The organism is Streptomyces sp. NPDC036822 (assembly GCF_055609145.1).
This window is the reverse complement of sequence record NZ_JBVJPY010000005.1, coordinates 206,082-229,087: the sequence shown is the minus strand read 5'-3', so window position 1 is coordinate 229,087 and position 23,006 is coordinate 206,082. Positions and strand designations below refer to the sequence as shown.

Here is a 23,006-nt window from a genome sequence, read left to right as displayed (position 1 = left end):
GACCGGCCACAGCACGACAACAGGCGGGAGGGGTCATGACCGGTCAGGTCGCCGCAGTGAGCCGTAACGAGGTGTATGCGTTCAGCAAGCCCCAGCGCGATGCCATCACGCTGCTCACGGGGCTCGGAGTGGAAGACGACGTGCACGCGGGTGAGACGATCCGCCACCAGTTCCGCATGACCTATGAACCGGACCTGCCCAACCTGCGCCAGGTCCACCTGATGCACGAGGAACTCTTCGAGGAGCTCGCGCTCAAGGGCTTCACGGTGCGTGCCGGTCAGCTCGGCGAGAACATCACCACGCGCGGGGTGGGCCTGTTGGCCCTGCCCACCGGCGCTCTGCTCCATCTCGGCGAGCAGGCGGTGCTCGAGGTGACGGGACTCCGCAACCCGTGCTCGAAGATCAACGACTTCCGCAAGGGGCTGCTCGGTGAGGTCTTCGCGCTGGACCCCGTGTCCGGCCAGTTCACCTTCAAGTGCGGTGTCATGGCCGTGGTCCGCCGGGGAGGGGTCGTCCGCCCCGACGATTCCATCCGGGTCGAACTCCCGCCCCTCCCCCACCGCCCACTGGAACGGGTCTAGCAACGGATTCCCCGGTACGTGCCCGGCTGCCGACGGCATCAAGCCGTGTGCCTGCCGCGGCCAAGAGGTGTTCGCGGGGTGAGCGGCGTAAAGCCGGCCCACGTCGCGGGGAGCAGAGCAGACCCGGCTGCACGCGGGCAGTCCCCGCCCGGGGAAGCGTGCCCGCGTGTGCCGGTGGCGGACCTGATGGACGTGGCCGGTCGGGCCGGGGACCATACTGGTCGGGCCCTGATCACCCACTGGACGGTTCCATGGCCAAGAGCAGCTCTTCACCCACCACTGTCCCCGACACCGTATGGCTCGGGCGCGGACGTCACCTCGGGCCCGAGCCGGAGCGGGACGTCCGGCGCAACCTGCTCGCCCTCCAGGCGGCCGGCGTGATCGACGGGTTCCTGGACCTCGACCCGGTCGAGGCGGCCCGCTCGACCGATCTGTTTCCCCGGGACGAGTCCGCCGACGCCGGTCCCTGTGCCCGCCGGATCTTCGAGGCCCGCTGGCGCGTGGCCGACGGTGTCACCGTGCGCGCGCAACTGACCACGTACGACCCGGAGGCCCGCCGCGTCGAGAGCGAGGGCGTCGGTTGGGTGCTCGCCGCCGAGGCGGAGCGGGCGTGGCAAGCGGGCTGGCCCTCGCCCGCCACCGTGTTCTGGCCCGACAGCGACCAGGTCGCGTGGGACCACGAGAGGATGCCGGGCGTGCGCCTGCGCCGGGTGAACCACCTGCCGAAGGACGACGGCGAGTTGCGGCGCCTGCTGCGGGACTGCTCCCGCAAGAGCTGGTTCATCCATGTCGTGGTGCACGAGGCGATGACGCCGGACGCGCGGGGGCAGCGGCCGATCACGGCGTTCCTGCCGCCGAGCCTGCGCCACCGGGTGGTCGAGCACCGGGCCACGCCGGAGCAGGCGCTGATCGCCGACTTCGCGACGAAGCGTGAGCTGGGCGTGGGGCTCCCGCGCGGCGGGGCCGTCGTCCTGTCCCCGACGCCGCAGGTGGTGGGCTACGAGGCGGAGCGGTTCACCGTACGGGATGTGTTCCTTGACGGTACGGAGCCGACCGAACTCCTGCGGAAAATCCAGGAGTTCGCCTCGCTGCCGCAGCCGATGCCGGCCGACGCCGAACCGGTCCTGACACGGCTGCGCCAAGGCTGGCACCTGCTCACCCCGGACGAGGAGCTTGTCCACGCACGGGCCATGGTCACCCGGTACGCCAAGGCGCTCGAGGCCATGACGGCGTCCTGCGATCTGTACCGGGAAGCGGCCGAGTCGGCGCACGCCGCGCTCGCCGAGGCGACCAGCGGCACCGACGCGCCCCGGATGCCTTCGCCGGCTGCGGCCGAGCAGGGCGCCTCACCCCTGAAGGCGCTCACCAAGACGTTCTCCCTGTTCCGCGGCCCGAACCGGTAGGGGCCGGGGGCACGGGCCGTCTGCTCGGTCGGGTGCGGGTGAGTGCTGCCGGGACGCGGTCCAGGTCGCGCTGTCGGGAAGGACCACGCGGGCAGGGGTAGGGGTGGGCTTGTGGGAGACGGCAGGGGCCTTGCGGTGAGAGGGGCCGGGCCCCGGCCGTCCCCTGCGTTGCGTGGCCTCCCCGGGCCGCACGTCAGCCCACCTCGTCAGGGGCGGGCTGACGGGGGCGCCGGCCCAGGAGCTCGGCCAGGCCGCGGCGGGTCGCGGCGATCACCACCCGGTCGCCGGGCGCGAGCAGTCGGCCGGGATGGAGCTGCCAGACGAGCCCCGCGCCCGGGCGTCCGAGCGGCGCGGAGCCGGTGGCGAGGGCGATGACCCGCCAGGCGCCCGGCCGGAACGCCTCCGCCACCGTACGGCCGTCGAGGAGCGGGTTGCCCGCCACGTCCACGGCCGCGAAGAGCAGCACCCGGCGCTCCACCGGGATGGCGCCCAGGATCTGGCGGCCCATCATGGCGCCGGCGAAGGCCGGTGCCGCCAGGTGCGAGACGCTGCGGCTGCGGGTGAGGGCGTCCGGGTGGGCGGTGCGCAGGGTGCGGTAGACGGCGGTGGCGAAGTCGTCGTCGTACAGGCGCAGGGCGACGCGCAGGTCGGCCTTTACCGCGCGGGCCGAGAGCGCGGCCTCCAGGTTGGTGATGTCGATGCTGGTCAGGGCGAGCAGGGCATGGGCGCGGTGGATGCGGGCCGCCTCCAGGACGCCCTCCTCCGTCACGTCGCCGATGACCGTCGGCACGCGCAGCCGGCGGGCCAGTGCCACACCGCGCGCCTCGGGGTCGGACTCGACGCAGACCACGGGGATGTCGAGCCGCCTCAATCGCGCGAGGACGCGCGTACCGACCTTGCCGAGACCCAGGAGCACCACATGGCCCGACAGTGTCCGCGGCGGGCGGCGCAGCGAGGTCGCCGTACGGAACGTGCCGAGGGCTTCGAGGAGCCCGGCGATCAGGACGGGCAGCAGGAGCAGCCCGAGCAGCCCGGCGAGGAGCTGCAGCACCTGGCGGCTGGTCGTCTCGCCGACGGCGGGCTCACCGATGGCGAAGAGGTCGAGCAGCGTCAGATAGGCGGCGTGCAGGGGGTGGTCGCCGGTGGTGAGCCAGGTGGCGAGCGCGATCGCGGCGACGGCGGCGGTCACGCCGGCGAGCGACCAGCGCAGCCGGCGGGAGAAGAGCGAGGCGACGGGCAGGGCGGAGGCGCCGAACCGGTTCGAGGAGAGCGTCGGGCCGGCGTAGGCGACCGCTTCGAGGGCGACCGTGGCCCGGCCCGGAGCCGCCGCGACGGCCCGGTCGTCGGGCAGGAGCTGGGGTCCCTCGTCGCCGCTGCGCTCCGAGCCCTCGCAGCCGGCCGGGTCGTTCGTGGTCGCCGACAGCAGGGCGAGGGTGCACAGGCCCGGGTCGGGGACCTCACCTCGGGCGGGCGGGGTCCGTTCCACGGCGTGGAGCAGGAGGCCCCCGGCCTGGATCACCTTGCTGGTGCCGGCGATCGCGGTGGCCGCGAGCGCCGGGGCGGCCGTGTCGGCGTCGGAGAGCACGGTCGTCGACGCGTCGAGGAGCTTGGGGTCCAGGCAGGGCTCCGCGACGGCCGCGGCCTGGTCGAGGAGGGTCTCCAGATGCTGGCCCAGCTTGCGGTTGTAGAGCCGGATCACCAGCCGCAGCCGGGGGTTGAGGCGGCGCGCGGCGAGCGCGGCACGGAGGTTGGTCTCGTCGTCGTCGTACACGAGCGCGAGCGCGGCCGCCTGCTCGACACCCGCGTCCACGAGGACGGCGTCGTCCACCTCGGCGGTCTCCACGACCCGGACGGAGCGGGCCGGCGCGGCCCCCCGCTGCTCCCCCACGGTGCCCCGGATGACGGCCGCGGTCACCCTGCCGAAGAGCGCCTGGGCGAGCCCCGGCCGGCCGGCCGACGGCCTCTCGGGCTCGCGGGGCGCGGGGACGAGGAGGGTGATCCGCTCGCCGTAGACGTCGTGGAGCTCCCCCGCGAGCCGGTGGGCGAGCACGTCGTCGCCACAGACGATCATGTGACCGACCGGAGCGGACCGGGGGTGCCCGTCCGCCGCCCGGGGCGCGGGCGCGCCGAACGGCGCTCCGGCCGGACCGGCGGCGACGGGAACACCGGGGGCGCCTGGGGCCCGTGGCGCTGCGGTCTCCGGGGGAACGGGGCTGCGGGGAGCGGGGTGTGAGGACACGTCACCAGGATGCCTTGCTCCTCTGACACCTCGGGTACCACGGGCAGCCGGGTGCCAGGGGGCCGCAGAGAGCGCAGGCACCTCAGGCGCCACAGCGGCCGCGGACCCCGCAGCGGCCCCGCATACCGCGGCATCGCGGACGGCCCGCGCGCCGGACGGGCCACAGGCCCCCTAGCCACCACCGGCGCCACTGCCACCGCACGGGCCACCGGCGCCGCAGCCACCACCGACGCACCGGCACCGGCCCGCCACCGCCACCGCCACCGCCACCGCATGGGTACAGGCACCGCAGCGGCCGCGGGCGCCGCAGGCGCTCTCTTCGGCGTCCCGTTCGGCGCGCTCCGCCGTGGCGCCCGTCGTACGCCGGTCGGCGCACTCCGATCTGCGGGGGGAGCCCCCGCTTCCTACGGTGGCTGAATGATCGTCACGTCAGCTGTCCGTCATGCCGCCGCCGGTGCCGCGGCGCTGCTGCTCGTGCTGCCCGCCCCCGCGGCCACGGCCTCGTCCGTCACCGAACCCACGCCTCCCACCGCTCGCTTCATCGACGCGAGCCGGCTGCACCGCACCGGGACCCAGGTCCAGCCGCTGCCGGGCGCGCCCGACCTCCCCGACTCCTCCGCGCGGTCCTGGCTGGTGGCCGACGTCGCCACCGGCGAGGTCCTGGCGGCGCGCAACGCCCACCGTCGGCTGCCCCCGGCCAGCACCCTCAAGGCCCTCTTCGCCCTCACCGCGCTGCCCCAGCTCGAAGCCGACCGGCTGCACAAGGTCGACGAGTGGGAGCTGGAGGGGATCGGGCAGGGCAGCAGCCTGGTCGGTGTCCGGCCCGGGTACACCTACAAGGTGTCGGACCTCTGGAACGGCGTCTTCCTCAGTTCGGGGAACGACGCCGTCCACGTGCTGGCGGCGATGAGCGGCGGCTGGGAGTCGATGACCCGCCAGATGCAGGACAAGGCCCGGGCCCTGGGAGCACGGGACACGCGGGCGGTGTCGCCGGACGGGTACGACGCGCCGGGGCAGGTCTCGTCCGCGTACGACCTGGCCCTCTTCGGCCGGGCGGGGCTCCAGGACCCGGCGTTCGTCCGGTACTGCTCGACGCCCTACACCGACTTTCCCTCGGGCTCGTGGTCGTACGGCATCCGCAACACGAACCGGCTGCTGACGGGGGCGGACGGCGTGGCGCGCTACCCGGGGCTCATCGGAATCAAGAACGGCTACACCAGCGGCGCGGGCAACACCCTGATCGCCGCCGCGCGCAGAGGCTCGCGCACGCTGGTCGTGTCGGTGATGAACCCGCGCTCGGGCGGGCGCGCGGTGTACGAGGAGGCCAGGTCACTGCTCGACTGGGGGTTCGACGCGGCGGACCGGGTCCGGCCGGTGGGCTCCCTCGTCCCGGAGCCCTTGCGGGCCCGGCAGAGTCCGGCGCCCGAGACGGCTGAGGCCGCCGCGGCGGGACGGCCGGCGGACGGCGCGCAGAAGGGCCCGGGCAAGGAGGCGGGCAAGGCGCCGGGGAGCCCGCGGCCGTCGGCCACGGCGGGACCGGCGGCGCGGCCGGCGCCGGTGTCGGAACGGGTGGCGGCCCTGACGGAGCCGCTGCCCGCCGAGCGCGGGAACGCCGGACCGGAGAAGACCGGAGCCGAGGAGGCCGGAGCGGGGAACGCCGGGCCGGAGAAGACCGGTCCACACGGTCCGGTGCCCTCCGGTCCGTGGGCGGGGCTCCCGCTGGCCCTGGTGGGTTCGGCCCTGGGCGCGGCTCTCTCGCTCTGGCTGTGGCGGCGCCGCTCGGCCGGCACCGGCGACGGCGGGAGCTGACCGCACTTTCCGCTGCCCGGCCCCGATGGACGAGCCGCGTCCCGCACTCGGGGAGGGTGGTCAGGTCTCGGCGCCCGTGGCGGGGGCGGCGCCGCCAACGCCACGGGCGCCCCTTCCGCCACGTGACGCCCTGGTCACTCGCACTCGTCGAGCGGGCGGCGGAGCGCCGTCCCACCCCGGGACCAGGCCGCCACCAGGGTGTCGCCGAGCCGGTCCTCAAGGAGCCCGGTGGCCTGGATCCCGAAGGCGACGTCCGCGGCGAGGTGGGGTTCCTCCTCCAGGAGGCCGTCGACGACCTCGCGGCGGACCAGCTGCTCGTGGACGGCGTCCGCCTCCACGTGCTCCTCGTAGAAACGGACGGCGGCGGGTCCGGCACCGGCCCGTTCGAGGGCGAGCGCGAGCCGGGAGGAGCCGGGCGAGGAGGTGATCTCGACGGACGCGAAGTGGCCGACGAGCGCTCCCCGCAGGGCGCGGTGCAGCCCGAACAGCGACATGAGGTTGACGGTCGCGAGGGTCGGCGCCCCGGCCGCCTCGACGTAGCGGCCGTACGTCGTGTCGAGTCCGAGGTCCGTCATCAGCTCCGCGTACAGCCGCGCGTGCATGCGCTCGGCGCGGCCGCAGCCGAACTCGTCGTACTCCACCGCCACCATCGACGCCTTGGCCCGCCCGCGCAGCCGCGGGATCACCCAGGCGTGCGGGTCGGCCTCCTTGAGGTGGTAGACCGACCGCAGCGCCGCGTACTCCCGGAGCTGCCACAGTTCTCCGTGGTCCACGAGGAAGTGGGAGGGGCCGGTTCCGTCGACCGGTTCGACGAGGATGGCTCCCAGCGCCTCGGCGACGTCGTCGGTCGCCCCGCACTCGTCGCGCAGGGCGGTGAGGAAGCCCGTCTCCAGCCGGGACCGCAGCTCCAGCAGGGCCGGATCCCACTCCCGCTCGTCCGCCACCCCGTCGAAGCCCCGGTAGTGGAGTTCGTAACAGAGGTGCAGGGCGAGGTGGAGATCTTCGCCGTACGGGTCGAGCCGCCCGGTCACGGCGGCGTCGGGCAGCACCGAGGCGTCGCCGCGCAGATGGGCGCGCACGGCCTCGGAGACCTCGCCGCGGGCGGACGGCAGCCGGGGGGCGGCCGTGGTCGGACCCGCGGCCTCGGTGGCCGTATCGGTGACACTGCTCATGTTCCCGTCCTCATCTTTCTCGACCAGCGGATCACCATGCGCAGAAGGCAGGCCAGGGCGAGGACCCAGACCACCGCGAACACCCAGACCAGGACGGGTGCCGCGGTCACGACGGAGGCGACGAGAAGGGCGACGGCGAGGAGGCCCAGCAGGGCGGTTCCCCAGGCGGCCCGCCGGCCGCTCGCCCCGCGTCGACGTCCGTCGGCGGCGGAGGCACCGGAACCGGCGGATTCGGAACCTGCGGACCCGGGTCCCGCGGACCTCCCGGTCGCGCCGCGCCGCCTCGGCCACCGGCCCCGCGCCGGGCGGGACTCGTCCGGACCCGCCTCGTCCCGGCGGGCGCCGTCGCGGACGTCGTCGTGGAGGTCGCCGCGGACATCCTCGCGGAGGTCGCCGTCGAGGCGTCGGTCATCCCGGCCCCGGTCCTGCTCCAGTTCCCTCTCGATCTCGGCCAGGATGCGCCGCTCGCGTGGCGAGAGCCGTACTTCCTCCATCGCCGACACCTCCCAGCGGGCCGGTCCGGTGAGATCCGGGCCGTCCGTCCGTCCTGATTCACGCATGCGGTCCGAGGCCGGCGGCCCCGGCCGCCACGGCCGGAGGCACCGGTTCTCGGGCTCTGCCGCCGCGAGTACCCGGAGAAGCGCCTTTCAGACACCCGGTCGGCACGCCACAGCGCGCGCCTGCGGTACGCACGGCCACGGTGCGCCGCTTCACTCCGGAAGAGGGACGATCCCGTACAGATCATTACGAACTCATGGAAAAACCCCACACGGGTAGAATTCCGAGCGAGTGCGACGACCCCGCCGACCGTGCGTGGAGGGACGAAGAAGCCGTGACTGCGACGCCCGCGGCGAAGCCTCCCGGTGCCGGAGAGGCCGTGTCCGGCCCGGACGGCCTCGGCCTGCTCACGGCGGAGATCCGCCGGCTGCGCGCGGAGCGCAGGCGTCGGCACCTCCTCGACCTGGCCACCGGCGTCCTCGCGGCCCAGTTGAGCGCCTCCCCCGCCGACGCGGCCGCCCACCTCGACGCACTGGCCCATGCCACCGGCCTGGAGGCGGAGGACCTCGCCGCGGACATCGTCAACAGCCTCGCCGGGTCCTCTCTCCGCCCGGCCCTCGGTCCGGGGGCGGAGGGCGGGGACGGCGGGCCCCTCGGCCCCGAGCACGGATCGGGGCCCGGCTCCCTGCCGCAGGCCAAGGAGGAGCACGCCGCCGGGGCCGCCGCGCGCCGGATCGCCGAGACGCGCCGGGCCCGCCGCGCCGTATCGGCGGCCGAGACCGCCGACACCGTCGGTGAAGCGGCCCGCACCCTGCTGGAGAGCGGCCTCGCCCCGTTCGGGGCGGAGAGCCTCTGGCTCTGGCGACGCGCCGACTCGGGATGTCTGCGGCTCGCGGGACACGCCGGCGTCGGCGCGGCCGAGGCGGCGCTGTGGCAGTGGATTCCCCCCGCCGGTCCGAGGCTGTTCGGGGAGGTCCTCGCCGACGGCTCGCCCGCCTGGCTGGACGCCGGACACGCCGACGTCCTCCCCGGCCCGTCACCGCGCTCCGCCCGGGCGCTGCTCCCCTTGCGGGTGCGCGGCGCGACGGCCGGGCTCGCCCTCGTCTGCTGGCCCGGGCCGCTGACCCTGGAGACCCCGCTGCGGCGCGCCCTGATGGGGCTCATGGAGGTGGCAGGCACCGTCCTCAACGCCGCGGAGACGGCCCCCGCGGCCACTCCCGTCCTCGCCGACGTCCTGGACGCGCTGATCCATCCGGCGATGCTCCTGCACACCCCGTCGACGTCGACGGCGCCGACGATCGAGCACCTCAACGACGAAGCGGTGGAGGCGATCGGCGCCGCGCCGTCGCCCGAGGACCGCTCGCTGGCCCTGGCCCTGCCGGGGGTCCACGCCGACCTGGCCCACCTCGCGCGCCGCGCCCACCGCAGCGCCCGCGTGCAGCGGGCGCCCCTGCTGCCCGGCGCCGACGCCCCGGCGACGGGCTCGCCCCGGCTGTTCGACGTCCGGGTGCTGCCGGCGGGCGCCGAGCGGACGGTCGTGCTCTGGCACACCGCGAGCGACCCCGGCCTGGCGGCGGGGCGGGCGGTGGCCCGTCTGCAGAGCGTGGCCACCTTCCAGGACAGCCTCACCGGCGGCGAGACCATCTGGTCGGAGCAGGCGTTCGCGATCTTCGGCATGGCCCGCGACGAGAAGCCCGTCCCCCTGCTCGGGCTGCGGGATCGGGTGCACCCGGAGGACGGCTCGGCCCTGACCGCACTGCTCACCACGCTGACCGAACGCCGGACGGGCGCGCAGACGGTCCTGCGCGTCCTCCTCGGCGACGGGACCGTGCGCCACGTCCGGGTGGCGGCCGAACCGCTGCTCGACGGGCGGGCCGTCAGCGGCGTCGCCGGCGTCTACCAGGACGTGTCCGCCAGCCGCCGCACCGAGGCGGCGCTCAACGCGACCTTCGACCATCTGACGGCCGTGCAGGGACGTGCCGAGATCCGTCATCGGCTGGCCCTGCAACTCCAGCAGGCGATCGTGCCCGAGGTCCCGGACCTCCAGGAACTGCCGGGTCTGAAGGTGGCGGCCCGCTACCGGCCGGCCGCCGAGGAGTACCGGGTCGGCGGCGACTGGTACGACGTCCTGCCGCTGCCGAGCGGCAAGGTCCTCGTCGCGGTCGGGGACATCGCGGGCCACGGCATCACGTCCGTCAACGGCATGGTGGCCCTCCGCAACGCCCAGCGTGGGCTCGCCTTCACCGGCAACTCCCCCCGCTGCCTGATGCGCTGGCTGAACGAGCTGACACTGCGCACCACGGACCATCCCACCGCCACGGCCGTCTGCGCGCTGTACGAGCCCGAGGACCGTGTCTTCGTCTGGTCGAGCGCCGGCCATCTCCCTCCCCTGCTGATCAGGGAGGGGAAGGCCCGGCTGCTCGACGCACCGCGTGACGTGCTGCTCGGCGCGGTGCCGGGATACACGTACAGCGAGCGGCGCACCCGGCTGCGCGCGGGCGACACGCTGCTGCTGTACACGGACGGACTGATCGAGCGCCGCCACGACGGCCTGGACCGGGGCCTCGCGCACCTGGTCGCGGAGGCCGCGCGGCAGAGCCGCTATCCGCTGGACGAGCTGCTGGACCGCCTGCTGAGCGCGGCCGGCGGCGACACGGACGACGACACGAGCATCGTGGCGGTGCAGGTGCTCTGACGGGCACCGGAGGAAGGCCGCACGGCCGCCCGTGCCCCGATGGACGTGAGCGGGGCCGGGTCGACTTCGGCGGGACCGGGTCGAGCATCGGCGGGCCCAGGTCACACCACCGGCGGGCCCCGGAGCTCAGGCCCAGGTCACCACCGGCGGGCCCCGGAGCCCAGGCCCAGGTCACCGCCGGGCGGTGAGACGTCGGAGGATCGCCGTCAGGCCCTGGTCAGGTGGTGAGCCACTGCCGGATCTTCCTCATGAGCTCGTCCGCGTCGACGGGTTTGGCGACGTAGTCGCTGGCGCCGGCCGCCAGGGCCCTGGCGCGGTCGCCTGGCATGGCCTTGGCCGTCACCGCGATGACGGGCAGGTCCGCACGGCCAGGGAGCGACCGGATCGCCTCCGTGGCGGCGTAGCCGTCCATGCCGGCCATCATGACGTCCATCAGGACGAGTTCGATCTCGGGGTGGCTGCTCAGCAGGTCCAGCCCCGTGCGGCCGCCGTCGGCGCGCAGGACGTGGATCCCGTGGCCCTCCAGCACTTCGGTGAGGGCGAAGACGTTCCGTACGTCGTCGTCGACCACCAGGACGGTCCGGCCGGCCGTGCGGGGGTCGGGTACGTCCTCGGGGCCCGCGACCGGCCTCCCGACGGCCGTGAAGGTGCCCTCCCCGGCTCCCGGCACACCGGCCGGTCCCGGCGGACCCCCGAGCCGGGGCTCGGGGAGGAAGAAGGTGAACACGCTGCCGTGACCGGGGGTGCTCCGCACGTCGAGGGCGCCGCCCAGCAGCCCGGCCACCTCCCTGCTGATGGAGAGCCCGAGGCCGGTGCCGCCGTAGCTGCGGGCGGTGGTGCCGTCGCCCTGCTGGAAGGCGCCGAAGATGCTCTTCAGACGTTCGGAGGGAATCCCGGTGCCCGTGTCGCTGACCCGGAAGGCGAGGGCGGACCCGGTTCCGCGCAGCCGGGGCGGAAGGTCGTCGCCCTCGGCACGGCCGATGGCCAGCTCGACCCGCCCCTTGTCGGTGAACTTCATCGCGTTGGAGAGCAGATTGCGCAGGATCTGGCGCAGCCGCGACTCGTCCGTGGTCAGCTCGTCCGGCACGTCGGCGTCCACGGTGACCGCGAACTCCAGCTCCCGCTCGCCGGCCACCGGCCCGAAGGTCGCCTCCAGGTACTCGAGCAGCTGGTGCAGCGCGAACGGCTCGGGACGGATCTCCATCTTGCCCGCCTCGACCTTCGACAGGTCGAGGATGTCGTTGATCAGCTGGAGCAGGTCCGAGCCCGCGGAGTGGATGACCTCGGCGTAGTCGACCTGCTTGTCCGTCAGGTTCCCCTCGGGGTTCTGGGCGAGCAGCCGCGCCAGGATCAGCAGGCTGTTGAGCGGTGTGCGCAGCTCGTGGCTCATGTTGGCGAGGAACTCGGACTTGTACATGGAGGTACGGGAGAGCTGCTGGGCGCGCGCCTCGAGCTCTTGGCGTGCCTGTTCGATGACGAGGTTCTTGGACTCGATGTCCTTGTTGCGCTCGGCGAGGAGGGCCGCCTTCTCCTTCAGCTCGGCGTTGGAGCGCTGCAGTTCCTGCTGCCGCTCCCGCAGCTCCGCCGAACTGGAGCGCAGTTCGTCCGTGAGGCGCTGCGACTGGCCGAGCAGTTCGTCCGTCCGGAGGTTGGCGACGAGGGAGCTGACGACCGCCCCCGCGGTGTCCACGAACTGTTCGAGGAAGTCGCGGTGGATGGCGGTGAACGGGTGGAGCGAGGCGAGTTCCACGGCTCCCAGGACCTGGTCCTCGAGGACGATCGGCAGGATGATCAGCATGCCGGGTTCGCCCTGGCCCGCGCCGGAGGCGATGGTGGCGTAGCCGGGCGGCACCCGGTCGACCACGAGGGTGCGCCGGTCGCGGGCGGCCTGGCCGACCAGGGACTGGCCCAGGCGGAAGCGGCGGGGCGCGGTGCCGGGGTCCTCCGGCAGGCCGTACGCCGCGGTCATGACCAGTGCGGTGCCCCGCTCGTCGTGCTGCGCCAGGAAGAAGGCCCCGTACTGCGCGTCGACGAGGGGCGGCACCTCGGTCATGATCAGCTCCGCGATGTCGGGCAGCGCGCGGGTGCCCTGCATGCGGCTCGCGATCCGGGTGATGTGGGTCTTGAGCCAGTCCTGTTCCTCGTTGGCCCGGGTGGTGGCCCGCAGCGACTCGACCATGGCGTTGATGTTGTCGCGGAGGTCGCCGACCTCGCCGGGCGCCTCGACGGCGATGGAGCGGGTGAGGTCGCCCTCGGCCACGGCGCTGGTCACCTCGGCGATGGCGCGGACCTGACGGGTGAGGTTCCCGGCGAGTTCGTTGACGTTCTCGGTGAGCCGCTTCCAGGTGCCGGAGACTCCCTCGACCTCGGCCTGCCCTCCGAGCTTGCCCTCCGTACCGACCTCCCTGGCCACGCGCGTGACCTCGGCGGCGAACGACGACAGCTGGTCGACCATGGTGTTGATCGTGGTCTTCAGCTCCAGGATCTCGCCCCGCGCGGAGACGTCGATCCGGCTGGTGAGGTCGCCCTGGGCGACGGCCGTGGTGACCTGGGCGATGTTCCGCACCTGGTTGGTGAGGTTGTCGGCCATGGAGTTGACGTTGTCGGTGAGGTCCTTCCAGGTGCCGGAGACACCGAGGACGGTGGCCTGGCCGCCGAGCTTCCCCTCGGTGCCCACCTCGCGGGCCACCCGGGTGACCTCCTCCGCGAAGGACGAGAGCCGGTCGACCATCGTGTTGATGGTCTCCTTGAGCTCCAGGATCTCCCCGCGCGCGTCGACGCGGATCTTCCGGGTCAGGTCGCCGCCCGCGACCGCCGTGGCGACCTGGGCGATGGACCGGACCTGCGAGGTCAGGTTGTCCGCCATGGTGTTGACGCCGGAGGTCAGCTCCTGCCAGACGCCGTGCACCCGCAGCTCCCGGGCGCGTCCGCCGAGCAGGCCCTGCCCGCCGACCTCGCGGGCGACGCGGGTGACCTCGGAGGTGACCAGCGAGAGCTGGCCGACCATGTCGTTGTAGACGGCGGCGATCTGGCCCTGGATGCCGCCGGCGGCTTCGGGCAGCCGCACGGACAGGTCGCCGTCGCGGACCGCGGTGAGTCCTGCCAGCAGCTCTCGGAGCCCGTCCTCGCCCGGCCCGGCCGACCGTTCGGCGGCGCCGCCGGAGGGGGTGGGGGTGGTGCGGGGGGATTCGTCCATCTCGGCCTCGCGGCGATACGGGAGCGGTACGGGGTGCACCGCGGCGGCCCGGCTCGCTTCTCCACTCTAGGGCGGGCCCGGGGATCGGGCCGGGCGAGCGCACCCGGGCCGGCCGGGGGGAGTCACGACCGGTCACGGGAAGGCGGGGGACGGCCCGGTCCGGCGCGGCCCGAGCCGTCAGGGGCGGGACCGCGCCGGACGTCGACCTCGAACCAGACCGCTTTGCCACCGGATCGCGGCAGACAGCCCCAGGCAGCCGAGAGCCGGTCCAGCAGGTACAGGCCGTGCCCGGAGGACCGCGTCGACCGGTGCGGACCGTCATGGTGGGGACGTACCGGGCTGGTGTCGCTGACCTGGACCCGGAGTCGGCCGTACGTGTGGTCCAGGCTCAGCTCGTACGGCCTGCCGCCGTGGGTGCAGGCGTTGGTGACGACCTCGGAGACGAGCAGCAGAGCGTCCTCCACGGCGGTGAGTCCCGAGGCCCCGGCCGCTCCGAACCACTCCCGCAGCGCCTGGCGCGTGACGTCCCGGCAGTGGGCCACGACGCCCGGCTCGCCGGTGAGCGGGAAGCGCCGGGCGCGGGCCGTGTCGCCCTGCTGCCAGGTGGACATACGTCCCGGTTTCCCGAACAAATGGTGTTGATTCCCCTCAAACGGGAATCTTTCGGGAAGGACGCTCGAAGGATCGCTCCTGGCCGTCCGCCCGGAAGGCGAGGAGCCGCGCCACCCGTCGAGGGAGCATCATGTCCACTTCGCACATCAGCCACCGTCCCGTCTCCGCGTCGTCCGTCCTCGCGGAGCAGACCGAGGCCGACGCGCCGCACGTGGAGAGCACGGAGCCGGCCGACGTACGGCGACGGGCGCTGGACGGCCTGCCCGAGATCGACCGGCCCACCGAGGTGAGCACGGCCGACGCGCAGAACCTCTCCCTGTCGCTGTTCACCCGACTGGAGTCGCTGGAGGAGGGCACGGCCGAGCACGCGTACGTGCGCAACACGCTCGTCGAGCTGAACCTCAGCCTGGTGAAATTCGCCGCGCGGCGCTTCAAGAACCGCGCGGAGCCCACCGAGGACATCATCCAGGTCGGCACGATCGGGCTGATCAAGGCGATCGACCGGTTCGAGACCAGCCGCGCCGTGGAGTTCTCGGCCTTCGCGCTGCCCACCATCGTGGGCGAGATGAAGCGCTTCTTCCGGGACACCAGCTGGGCCGTCCAGGTGCCGCGCCGTCTGCAGGAGCTGCGCATCGAGCTGGCCAAGGCCATCGACACGCTGGAACAGGATCTGGGAAGGCGCCCGAGCCGTGCGGAGCTCGCCGCACACCTGCACGTCGACGAGGAGTGCGTGGCCGAGGGCGAGCAGGCGGCGAACGGTTACGTCGCCCGCTCCCTGGACACACCGGTCGGCGACGAGGAGACGACGCTCACCGCCGGAGCGCGGCGCCTGGGCGAGGAGGAGCGGTCGTTCGAGCTGATCGACTGCCTGGAATCGCTGAAGCCGCTGATCGCCCGGCTGGACGAACGCGACCGGCGGATCCTCTCCCTGCGCTTCGGCGACGAACTCACCCAGTCGGAGATCGGCGAGCGCCTCGGCCTCTCCCAGATGCACATATCCCGGCTCCTGGCCCGGATCCTCGACGAACTGAGGACCGGCCTGCTGGAGGACGCGACGGACGACTGAGCGCCCGCCTGGGCCGGAGGGCGCGGCGCACGATGGGCGGCTCCTACGAGGGCGCCCCGGGCGGGCGGCGGACCTCCAGCCACACCACCTTGCCGCCTTCGCGCGGCTCCGAGCCCCAGTCCCCCGCCAGGCGGTCCAGGACCATCAGCCCGTGTCCGCCGGGAAGCGACGCGGCCCGCGGCCGGCGCCGGGTCGGACGCTCCGGATTGCCGTCGGCGACCTCGACCCGCAGCCGTTCGCCGTCGTGGTGCAGCACCAGTTCCTCGGGGCCGTCGGCGTGCAGGCAGGCGTTGGTGACCACCTCGGAGACCAGCAGCAGCACGTCGTCCACGCGCTCCTGCGCCTCCTCCGTCCTCGCCGGTGTCCAGCCCCAGTCGGCCAGGGCCTCGGCGGTGAAGTCCCGGCACCGCGTGACCACTCCCCGGGTGCCGAAGAGCAGAAGCCGCCGGACCTGGCCCTGCCGGGCCCGACCGCCGGACATCCGGCTCTCGTGTACCCCGCCGACGGGTCCGCTGTCCGCGGCTTCCTGGTCCATGGGTACCTCCGCCCTCGTACGCCCGGCGTGCTGCCCCGGGCCCGTGCCCTATCCCGTCCTGCGGTCCGTCAGTGCCTCGGAGACGTTCTCGTACACCCGGAACACGCTGCGCGCCCCGGTGATCTCGAACATGCGGGAGACCGGCGGCCTCAGACCCGCCAGCTCCACGCTCCGTCCCTCCTCCAACGCCTGGAGGCGGGATCTCAGAAGCACGTTCAGCCCGGACGAGTCGCAGAACGTCAGGGCCGAGCAGTCGACCACGATCCGGCTCGCGCCCGTGCCGCCCGCGGCCCCGTCGCCGCCCGCCCCGGCCTGCTCGTCCAGTGCCGCCCGGAGCGTGTCCGCGGTGTCGTGGTCGAGCTCTCCCCGCACCGCCAGCACCACGGCCCCGGGCTCCTGCCCGGGGAGGATCTCGACGGCGAACCGCTCTGCGTCCATGAGGTCACCGCCTTCCGTTCGCGCTCTTTCGCGCCACGCCCGCTGCTTCTACCCACCTCACGCCCGGAAACTCGACGATTGCCTCGAATCGCCCCGGATGCGGGCACGGATCATTTTCGATCGACTGGGTACCCGTAAGGCCCCGCCCCCCTGGACCTCAGCAGGACGGAGTAACCGGCCATGAACCTGATGGAAGGCCCGGCCCGGCACAACGCCAACCGGACCGGCTCGAACGGCAGCGCGCCGGACGGCACGGCGTCGAGCCCCGCACCGACGGAGAGCGCGTCGCCGGGGACCGCCCCGCCGGGCGCCCCGGCGCCGGACGCCCCCGCCTCGCACGCGGACCGGCCGGCCGTCTCCCCCGCCGGCGGCGCCGGTGGCCGCGGGGAGACGCACCACGCGCGGGGAAGCCTCCCTCCGGACCACACCCAGGCGATCCTGGAGACCACCAAGCAGGTGGCGGCGCTGCTCAAGACGTCGGGCCTGCCGTTCGCCCTGGTCGGAAGCGTAGCGGCGTACGCCCACGGCATCCCGGTCAGGCTCCAGCACGACACGGACTTCGCCCTGCGCCGCGAGGACGCCGAGGCGGTCGTCCGCATGCTCGAGGAGAACGGCGTCCAGATCATCGAACCGCCCGAGGACTGGCTGGTGAAGGCGAGGGCCGGCGGGGAGCAGATCGACCTGATCTTCGCGCTCGCCGACCGGCCGGTGACGGCGGAGCTGCTGGAGCGGGCCAAGCCCCTGCCGGTCGACTCCGTCCACATGCCCGTCCTCGCGCCCACCGACCTGATCAGCAGCCGGCTGGCCGCGCTCTCCGAGCACCACTGCGACTTCGGGGCGCTGCTCCCGGTCGCCCGCGGCCTGCGCGAGCGCGTGGACTGGGACCGGGTACGCCGTGAGCACGGGGACGATCCGATGCCCGACGCCTTCCTGTACCTGCTGGAACGGCTGGACGTCATCCCCCGGAGGGAGACGACCGATGAAGGACGCTGACGAGGGCGAGTACCGCATCGCCCATCTGCGGGACCGCCTCGCGGGCGACGAGGTCGCCGAGCTGGGCGTACGCATCGAGATGCGCGGGGGCGCGGTGCTGCTGTCGGGAACGGTGCCGACGGCGGCCCGGCGGGACGAGATCCTGCGGATCGCGGACGAGGAGCTGGGCGGAGCGCCGGTGCGCGCCGACCTCGTCGTCGTGTGCGCGGACGCGCCCGAGCGGTCCGAGGAGTTGCGATGAGCGCGGGAACGGGCGGGCGCGGCGACATCGTCCGGGTGGCGGCGGTCGGGGACATCCATCTCGGTCCGGACAGCCGCGGCCTGCTGCGGCCGGCCTTCGAGACCCTTCACGAGCGAGCCGACCTGTTGCTCCTCGCGGGTGATCTGACCTGCCACGGGACCGTGGAGGAGGCCGAGGTCGTGGCCGGGGAGGTCGACGGCCTGGAGGTGCCCGTGGTGGCCGTCCTCGGCAACCACGACTACCACTCCGACCAGGAGGAGGGGGTGGCCGACACCCTCCGGTCCGCGGGGGTCACGGTCCTCGAGGGATCGGCGGCGGTGCTGGACGTCGGGGGACACAGGATCGGTGTCGCGGGCACGAAGGGCTTCTGCGGCGGCTTCGCGGGACGCAGCGCCGGCGAGTTCGGGGAGCCCGAGATGAAGTCGTTCGTGCGCTACACCCGGCGCAGCGCCGACGGGCTGCGCCGCGCCCTGGGCGAACTGGCGGACGACGGCTGCCGGGTGAGGATCGCGCTGACGCACTTCGCGCCCGTGCCGGACACGTTGGCCGGGGAGCCGCCGGAGATTTTCCCGTTCCTCGGCAGCTACCTGCTGGCCGAGGCCATGGACGAGGGCGGCGCGGACCTGGCCGTGCACGGCCATGCCCACGCGGGCGTGGAGCACGGCATGACGGCGGGCGGGATCCGCGTGCGGAACGTGGCCCAGCCGGTGATCGGCCGGGCGTACGCCGTCTACCACCTGCCGCTCGACGGCTCGGAGCCGGCGGACGACCGGGCGGACGGCGCCGGGGCCGCCTCGGCCGGGGACCTGGCAAGCGCCGGGGTCCGGGGGTCGGCCGGAGGCCGGCCGTCGTGAGCGGAACGCCCGGAAGGGACGGAGGGCCGGGGCCGCGAGCGGGTACGGCCCTCCGGAGCCTGCCGGGCTCAGGAACCGGTGAGGCCCTCCAGGGCCTGCCGGGGCGCGGAGCCGACGGTGCCGACGTAGCGCTCGGCCGCGTGCACCGCCTCGCGCGCCGTCCGCTCCCCCATCAGGACGCACAGCGTGTACGCCGTGTCCTCGAAGCTCCTGCGCGTCGACAGGTCTCCGGGCCTGGCCAGCACCACGCGCTCCTGGTCCCGGTAGTTCCGGAGCAGCCGGTCGATCGTGTTCTTGTCGGGCAGCAACATCGTGTCCTCCTGACGCGCCCCCCTTCCCTCCATTGCTCCATAGTCCGGTCGGACGGTCACCCGCGCGACCCGTTCGGACACGATGTGTAACGGAAGGCCGATCCCATGAACCAGAGCACGAACCCGAGCGACGGCCTGAGAGTGGTCGTCACCGGCGCCACCGGCAACGTCGGCACGAGCCTGGTCCGCGCGCTCGCCCGCGAGCCGCGGGTCGCCTCCGTCCTCGGACTGGCCCGCCGCACCCCCCGGTTGACGCTTCCCAAGACGGAGTGGGCGGAGGTGGACCTCTCCCTGGAACGGGACGAGCCGCGGCTCGCCCAGTACCTCGAGGACGCCGACGCCGTCGTCCACCTCGCCTGGCGCTTCCAGCCGACCCACGACCCGGTCGAGACCTGGCGGTCCAACGTCCTCGGGTCGCTGCGCGTCTTCCGCGCGGTCGCGGAGGGGCGGGTGCCCGTGCTGGTGCACGCGTCGTCCGTGGGGGCGTACTCGCCCGGCCCCAAGACGGGGGCGGGCGTCTCGGAGTCCTGGCCGACGCACGGCTGGCCCGGCGCCGCGTACACCCGGGAGAAGGCGTACCTCGAACGGGTCCTCGACACCTTCGAGCGCGATCATCCCCTGACCCGGGTGGTGCGGATGCGTCCCGGCTTCCTCTTCAAGGAGGAGTCGGCGAGCGAGCAGCGCCGGATCTTCGCCGGACGCTTCTTCCCCGGGGTGCTGCTGCGTCCCGAGCTGCTGCCGCTCGTCCCGGAGTTCGAGGGGCTGCGGTTCCAGACCCTGCACACCGACGACGCGGCCGACGCCTACCGACGGGCCCTGCTGCGCGACGTCCGGGGCGCCTTCAACCTCGCGGCGGACCCGGTGATCGATGCCGGGATTCTGGCGGAGCTGCTGGACGCACGGACCGTGAAGGTCCCCAGGGGGGCCGTGCGCGGTGCCCTCTCGGCGGCCTGGAGGCTCCGGGTGGCCCCCGCGTCGCCGGACCTGTTCGACGCCGTCCTGCACCTGCCCGTGCTGGCCACGGACCGGGCGCGCGACGAGCTGGGCTGGGAGCCGACGATGAGTTCCGTGGAGGCGCTGGACGCCTTCCTGCGCGGGGTACGGGCCGGCGGCGGCGACGCGACGGCCCCGCTCACCGGCCGCCGGATCGGCTGACACGCGCCGGGCGGAGCGGCCCGGCGGGGCGGTCCGGCCGGTCGTTTCGCCGCGCCGCTCATGGGCACTCGCCCACGGCACACACGGGGGCCACAGAAGACAGCGACAGCGAAGGTCTACCAGGAGGAGGTGTCCCATGCGGGCGCTGACTTGGCACGGGAGGCGCGATGTCCGCGTGGACACCGTGCCCGACCCGAAGATCGAGGAACCCACGGACGTCATCGTGGGCATCACGTCGACCGGTATCTGCGGTTCCGACCTCCATCTGTACGAGACGCTGGGGCCGTTCCTCGACCCGGGGGACATCCTCGGGCACGAGCCCATGGGCGTGGTCGTCGAAGCCGGCCCGCAGGTCACGACCCTGGCGCCGGGTGACCGTGTCGTCGTCCCGTTCAACGTCTCCTGCGGGCAGTGCTTCATGTGCGGTCGCGGTCTGCACTCCCAGTGCGAGACGACGCAGGTTCGCTCCCACGGCAAGGGTGCGTCGCTCTTCGGGTACACCAAGCTGTACGGGCAGGTGCCCGGCGGTCAGGCGCAGTTCCTGCGGGTTCCCTTCGCGGACTGGCTGCCCGTGAAGGTGCCGCACGGGCCGCCCGACGAGAGGTTCGTCTATCTGTCGGACGTGCTGCCCACCGCCTGGCAGGCGGTGCGGTACGCGGACGTGCCCGCCGACGGCTCGCTCACCGTGCTCGGGCTCGGCCCGATCGGCGAGATGGCCGCCCGTATCGCGCTGCACGAGAGCTCCCGGCTGGTCATCGGCGTGGATCTCGTGCCGGAGCGGCTCGAACGGGCCGCCGCGCGCGGGGTGACCGTCCTGGATCTGCGCGAGCACGGGTCCGATCTGGCCGACGTGATCCGGGACATGACCGGCGGCCGGGGCACGGACGCCGTGATCGACGCCGTCGGGATGGAGGCCCACGGGTCGCCCGTGGCGAAGGCGGCGCAGCGGGTCACCGGCATGCTCCCGGACGCGGTCGCGCAGCGGCTGATGGAGTTCGCCGGGGTGGACCGCCTGCAGGCCCTGCACACGGCCATCGACGTCGTGCGGCGCGGCGGCACGATCTCGGTCGTGGGCGTGTACGGCGGGATGACGGATCCCATGCCGATGCTCACCCTCTTCGACAAGCAGATCCAGCTCCGGATGGGCCAGGCCAACGTCCGGCGGTGGGTCGACGACATCCTTCCGCTCCTCACCGACGGCGATCCGCTCGGCGTGGAGGGCTTCGCGACCCATGTGCTGCCGCTGGAGGAGGGGCCGGCGGCCTACGCCACGTTCCAGACGAAGGACGACGGCATGGTGAAGACGCTGCTGCGCCCATGAGGAGAGACGAGAGGGTCGGAGGAAACGGTTCGTACCGTCTCCTCCGCCCCTCTCCCTGGCTTCGCCGTCACCCCTCGCCGCGTCGCCGTGGTGCGTCCTCGCCGGTGTCCTCGCCGCCCGCGGGGTCCTCGGCACCCTTGGCGTCCTTGCGGTCCTTGCCGTCCGGGGGCCGGCGGTCCCGCCGTGTGCGGCTGCGGTGGCTGGTGTCGCAGAACGGGGCGCGGAGCGTCCGCCGACAGGTGCACAGCGCGACGATGGGCCGCTCGCACAGCCGTACCGTGCCGTCGGGCATGACGACCTCGACGGGCCCCTCCACCAGCAGCGGTCCGCCGGCGACCGGTGTCACCCGCGGGACCTCGGCGGCCGCTTCCCTCGGTCCGGACATGGACCCACCACCCTTCTCGGTTCCGTCATCCACGGGTGCCCGTTCGGGGCCGTGGCATGCGCCGGGCCCGGCGCCGCACGCGGCGGGGGTGACGAGTGGTGCGGATGAATCGGGGTAGCCGCGTGGCGACACCACCTGGCCCCGAACGAGGGCCCTGTCCCGAAGGGCGACGTCATGAGCGAGGCGAAGGGCAAGGCCCAGGAGATGAAGGGCAAGCTGAAGAAGGGCGTCGGCGACGCGGTCGACGACCGTGAGATGCAGGCCGAAGGGCGCCGGGAAGAGGCGAGCGGCCAGGCCAGGAGCAAGGCGGCCGAGGCCATGCGGCGGATGAAGAAGCACGGGGACGATTAGCGGGTACCCCCATGGTTTCCCTCGCCGACGCCGCCGCGTCCACGCCGGTCCGGGACGGGCGCGTCGTGGAGCTGCTGGGCCTGTCCCTCCAGTTCGCCGGGCGTGAGGCGATCGCCGTGCCGGTGCCCGCGGCGGGTACCCGGGCCGCGCCCTTCACGGTGAAGGAGGGCACGGAGTGCCGCGCCGTGGTGCGCTTCCAGGTGGAGGGAGCGTCCGTGACGGGGTTGCGGGTGCGGGACGTGCGCAGCAGGTCGGGAGCCGAGCTGGGAGCCCGGGAGGTCACGCTCGGGGACTTCCGCCGCGGCGGGCCGTACGAGCTGGCGCTGCCCCCTGAGCGCGTGCCGAGCGGTCCCCGGGCGCGAGGCCCATACGAGGTCTACGCCGCGCTCGTCGACGGCGACGGCCGGGTCCTCGACCGGCGCGACTACCGCTTCGAGATCAGAAAGAGCTGGTGATCCCGGCCGGCTGACGGCGGCCCTGAGCGCGGTGCGAGCCTGCGGGCTCGCACCGCGCTTCCCTGCGAGGCGGACGGCCCGACGCAGGCCGATGGGCGCGGGCGTACGATTCCGGTCACCCCGGTGCGGGATAATGCGCACATGCGCATCTCAGCCAGGGCCGACTACGCGGTGCGTGCCGCACTCCAGCTCGCCGCCGCACAGGACACGGCGCCGCTGAAGGCCGAGGCGATCGCCGACTGCCAGGACATCTCCCACAAGTTCCTCGAAGGGATCCTCGGGGACATGCGGCGGGGTGGCCTGGTCATGAGCCAGCGCGGCGGCAACGGGGGGTACTGGCTGGCCCGCCCGGCGGCGGAGATCTCACTCGCGGACGTGATCCGCTGCGTCGACGGTCCGCTGGTGTCGGTGCGGGGGGTGCGCCCTCCCGAGTTGGCCTACACCGGCCCCGCCGAGTCCCTGCTGCCCCTGTGGATCGCGCTGCGGGCCAGCGTGCGCCAGGTCCTCGACGGTGTGTCGCTCGCGGACGTGGCGGCCGCGAAGCTGCCTCCGGACATCACCGCGCTGGCCGAGGACCCGGAGGCCTGGACCAACCCCTGACGCCCGGACTCCACACCCGTCTCGGCCCCCGGTACCTGAACATCCGCCATGTGGACGCCCCTTGGGGAACGGACGGCCTCTCTGCCACTATCCCTA

The 23,006-nt window shown here is 73.7% G+C and carries 22 protein-coding genes; 13 read left to right on the top strand and 9 right to left on the bottom strand.

The window, feature by feature from the left end; genetic code table 11:
- Positions 1-35: 35 nt before the first annotated feature.
- Positions 36-581, top strand: a complete 546-nt coding sequence (locus tag ACZ68P_RS14275) for an MOSC domain-containing protein (protein ID WP_471005847.1) — start codon at positions 36-38, stop codon at positions 579-581.
- A 251-nt stretch (positions 582-832) separates the two neighbouring features.
- Entirely contained in the window at positions 833-1,984 is a 1,152-nt protein-coding gene (locus ACZ68P_RS14270) for a hypothetical protein (RefSeq protein ID WP_471005846.1), read from the top strand.
- 193 nt (positions 1,985-2,177) lie between these two features.
- Here the strand turns inward: ACZ68P_RS14270 and ACZ68P_RS14265 are convergent, their stop codons facing one another.
- Entirely contained in the window at positions 2,178-4,055 is a 1,878-nt protein-coding gene (locus ACZ68P_RS14265) for an NAD-binding protein (protein WP_471005845.1), read from the bottom strand.
- A 585-nt stretch (positions 4,056-4,640) separates the two neighbouring features.
- Between ACZ68P_RS14265 and ACZ68P_RS14260 the strand changes: the two genes are divergently transcribed.
- Complete coding sequence (locus tag ACZ68P_RS14260) at positions 4,641-6,032, top strand: D-alanyl-D-alanine carboxypeptidase family protein (protein WP_471005844.1); 1,392 nt, start codon at positions 4,641-4,643, stop codon at positions 6,030-6,032.
- A 134-nt stretch (positions 6,033-6,166) separates the two neighbouring features.
- On the opposite strand, the gene ACZ68P_RS14255 is transcribed toward ACZ68P_RS14260, so the two are convergent.
- Positions 6,167-7,204, bottom strand: coding sequence for an iron-containing redox enzyme family protein (locus ACZ68P_RS14255; protein ID WP_471005843.1), 1,038 nt, complete (start codon positions 7,202-7,204; stop codon positions 6,167-6,169).
- The gene (locus ACZ68P_RS14250; RefSeq protein ID WP_471005841.1) at positions 7,201-7,698 is read right to left on the bottom strand and encodes a hypothetical protein; all 498 of its coding nucleotides are present in this window, start codon (positions 7,696-7,698) and stop codon (positions 7,201-7,203) included. Before ACZ68P_RS14250 ends, ACZ68P_RS14255 begins: the two co-directional genes overlap by 4 nt.
- A gap of 338 nt (positions 7,699-8,036) precedes the next feature.
- On the opposite strand from ACZ68P_RS14250, the gene ACZ68P_RS14245 reads away from it, so the two are divergent.
- On the top strand, positions 8,037-10,397 hold the full coding sequence (locus ACZ68P_RS14245) for a PP2C family protein-serine/threonine phosphatase (RefSeq protein ID WP_471005839.1): 2,361 nt from the start codon (positions 8,037-8,039) through the stop codon (positions 10,395-10,397).
- A 217-nt stretch (positions 10,398-10,614) separates the two neighbouring features.
- Here ACZ68P_RS14245 and ACZ68P_RS14240 read toward each other — a convergent pair whose 3' ends face one another.
- Positions 10,615-13,593, bottom strand: coding sequence for a hybrid sensor histidine kinase/response regulator (locus ACZ68P_RS14240; protein WP_471005838.1), 2,979 nt, complete (start codon positions 13,591-13,593; stop codon positions 10,615-10,617).
- 122 nt (positions 13,594-13,715) lie between these two features.
- On the bottom strand, positions 13,716-14,204 hold the full coding sequence (locus ACZ68P_RS14235) for an ATP-binding protein (RefSeq protein WP_471005837.1): 489 nt from the start codon (positions 14,202-14,204) through the stop codon (positions 13,716-13,718).
- A 131-nt stretch (positions 14,205-14,335) separates the two neighbouring features.
- On the opposite strand from ACZ68P_RS14235, the gene ACZ68P_RS14230 reads away from it, so the two are divergent.
- Positions 14,336-15,271 carry a SigB/SigF/SigG family RNA polymerase sigma factor gene (locus ACZ68P_RS14230; protein ID WP_471005836.1) on the top strand — a complete coding sequence of 312 codons (936 nt, stop codon included), beginning with the start codon at positions 14,336-14,338 and terminating at the stop codon, positions 15,269-15,271.
- A 43-nt stretch (positions 15,272-15,314) separates the two neighbouring features.
- Here the strand turns inward: ACZ68P_RS14230 and ACZ68P_RS14225 are convergent, their stop codons facing one another.
- A complete protein-coding gene (locus ACZ68P_RS14225; RefSeq protein ID WP_471005835.1) occupies positions 15,315-15,806 on the bottom strand; it encodes an ATP-binding protein in 492 nt (163 codons plus the stop codon).
- Positions 15,807-15,854: 48 nt separating this feature from the next.
- Positions 15,855-16,244, bottom strand: a complete 390-nt coding sequence (locus ACZ68P_RS14220; RefSeq protein ID WP_471005834.1) for an STAS domain-containing protein — start codon at positions 16,242-16,244, stop codon at positions 15,855-15,857.
- Between the two features lie 180 nt (positions 16,245-16,424).
- Between ACZ68P_RS14220 and ACZ68P_RS14215 the strand changes: the two genes are divergently transcribed.
- From ACZ68P_RS14215 to ACZ68P_RS14205, 3 genes are read left to right on the top strand one after another with little or no spacing between them, the layout of a single operon-like run.
- Positions 16,425-17,237, top strand: a complete 813-nt coding sequence (locus ACZ68P_RS14215) for a nucleotidyltransferase family protein (protein WP_471005833.1) — start codon at positions 16,425-16,427, stop codon at positions 17,235-17,237.
- Complete coding sequence (locus ACZ68P_RS14210; protein ID WP_471005832.1) at positions 17,224-17,478, top strand: BON domain-containing protein; 255 nt, start codon at positions 17,224-17,226, stop codon at positions 17,476-17,478. The genes ACZ68P_RS14215 and ACZ68P_RS14210 overlap by 14 nt, the downstream gene beginning before the upstream one ends.
- Positions 17,479-17,504: 26 nt before the next feature.
- Positions 17,505-18,332, top strand: coding sequence for a metallophosphoesterase family protein (locus ACZ68P_RS14205; protein WP_471006374.1), 828 nt, complete (start codon positions 17,505-17,507; stop codon positions 18,330-18,332).
- A gap of 68 nt (positions 18,333-18,400) precedes the next feature.
- Here the strand turns inward: ACZ68P_RS14205 and ACZ68P_RS14200 are convergent, their stop codons facing one another.
- The gene (locus tag ACZ68P_RS14200; RefSeq protein ID WP_471005831.1) at positions 18,401-18,643 is read right to left on the bottom strand and encodes a DUF5133 domain-containing protein; all 243 of its coding nucleotides are present in this window, start codon (positions 18,641-18,643) and stop codon (positions 18,401-18,403) included.
- Between the two features lie 105 nt (positions 18,644-18,748).
- On the opposite strand from ACZ68P_RS14200, the gene ACZ68P_RS14195 reads away from it, so the two are divergent.
- Positions 18,749-19,798 (top strand): NAD-dependent epimerase/dehydratase family protein, encoded by a 1,050-nt coding sequence (locus ACZ68P_RS14195; RefSeq protein WP_471005830.1) that lies wholly within the window; start codon positions 18,749-18,751, stop codon positions 19,796-19,798.
- 136 nt (positions 19,799-19,934) lie between these two features.
- Positions 19,935-21,119 (top strand): zinc-dependent alcohol dehydrogenase, encoded by a 1,185-nt coding sequence (locus ACZ68P_RS14190; RefSeq protein ID WP_471005829.1) that lies wholly within the window; start codon positions 19,935-19,937, stop codon positions 21,117-21,119.
- A gap of 67 nt (positions 21,120-21,186) precedes the next feature.
- On the opposite strand, the gene ACZ68P_RS14185 is transcribed toward ACZ68P_RS14190, so the two are convergent.
- Positions 21,187-21,504 carry a CDGSH iron-sulfur domain-containing protein gene (locus tag ACZ68P_RS14185; RefSeq protein ID WP_471005827.1) on the bottom strand — a complete coding sequence of 106 codons (318 nt, stop codon included), beginning with the start codon at positions 21,502-21,504 and terminating at the stop codon, positions 21,187-21,189.
- 174 nt (positions 21,505-21,678) lie between these two features.
- Between ACZ68P_RS14185 and ACZ68P_RS14180 the strand changes: the two genes are divergently transcribed.
- The 3 genes from ACZ68P_RS14180 to ACZ68P_RS14170 all read left to right on the top strand — a co-directional run bounded on the left by ACZ68P_RS14180 (position 21,679) and on the right by ACZ68P_RS14170 (position 22,910).
- Entirely contained in the window at positions 21,679-21,855 is a 177-nt protein-coding gene (locus ACZ68P_RS14180; RefSeq protein ID WP_471005826.1) for a CsbD family protein, read from the top strand.
- Positions 21,856-21,866: 11 nt separating this feature from the next.
- The gene (locus tag ACZ68P_RS14175) at positions 21,867-22,310 is read left to right on the top strand and encodes a rho GDP-dissociation inhibitor (RefSeq protein ID WP_471005824.1); all 444 of its coding nucleotides are present in this window, start codon (positions 21,867-21,869) and stop codon (positions 22,308-22,310) included.
- A gap of 141 nt (positions 22,311-22,451) precedes the next feature.
- Positions 22,452-22,910, top strand: coding sequence for an RrF2 family transcriptional regulator (locus tag ACZ68P_RS14170; RefSeq protein WP_365720261.1), 459 nt, complete (start codon positions 22,452-22,454; stop codon positions 22,908-22,910).
- Positions 22,911-23,006 lie beyond the last annotated feature (96 nt).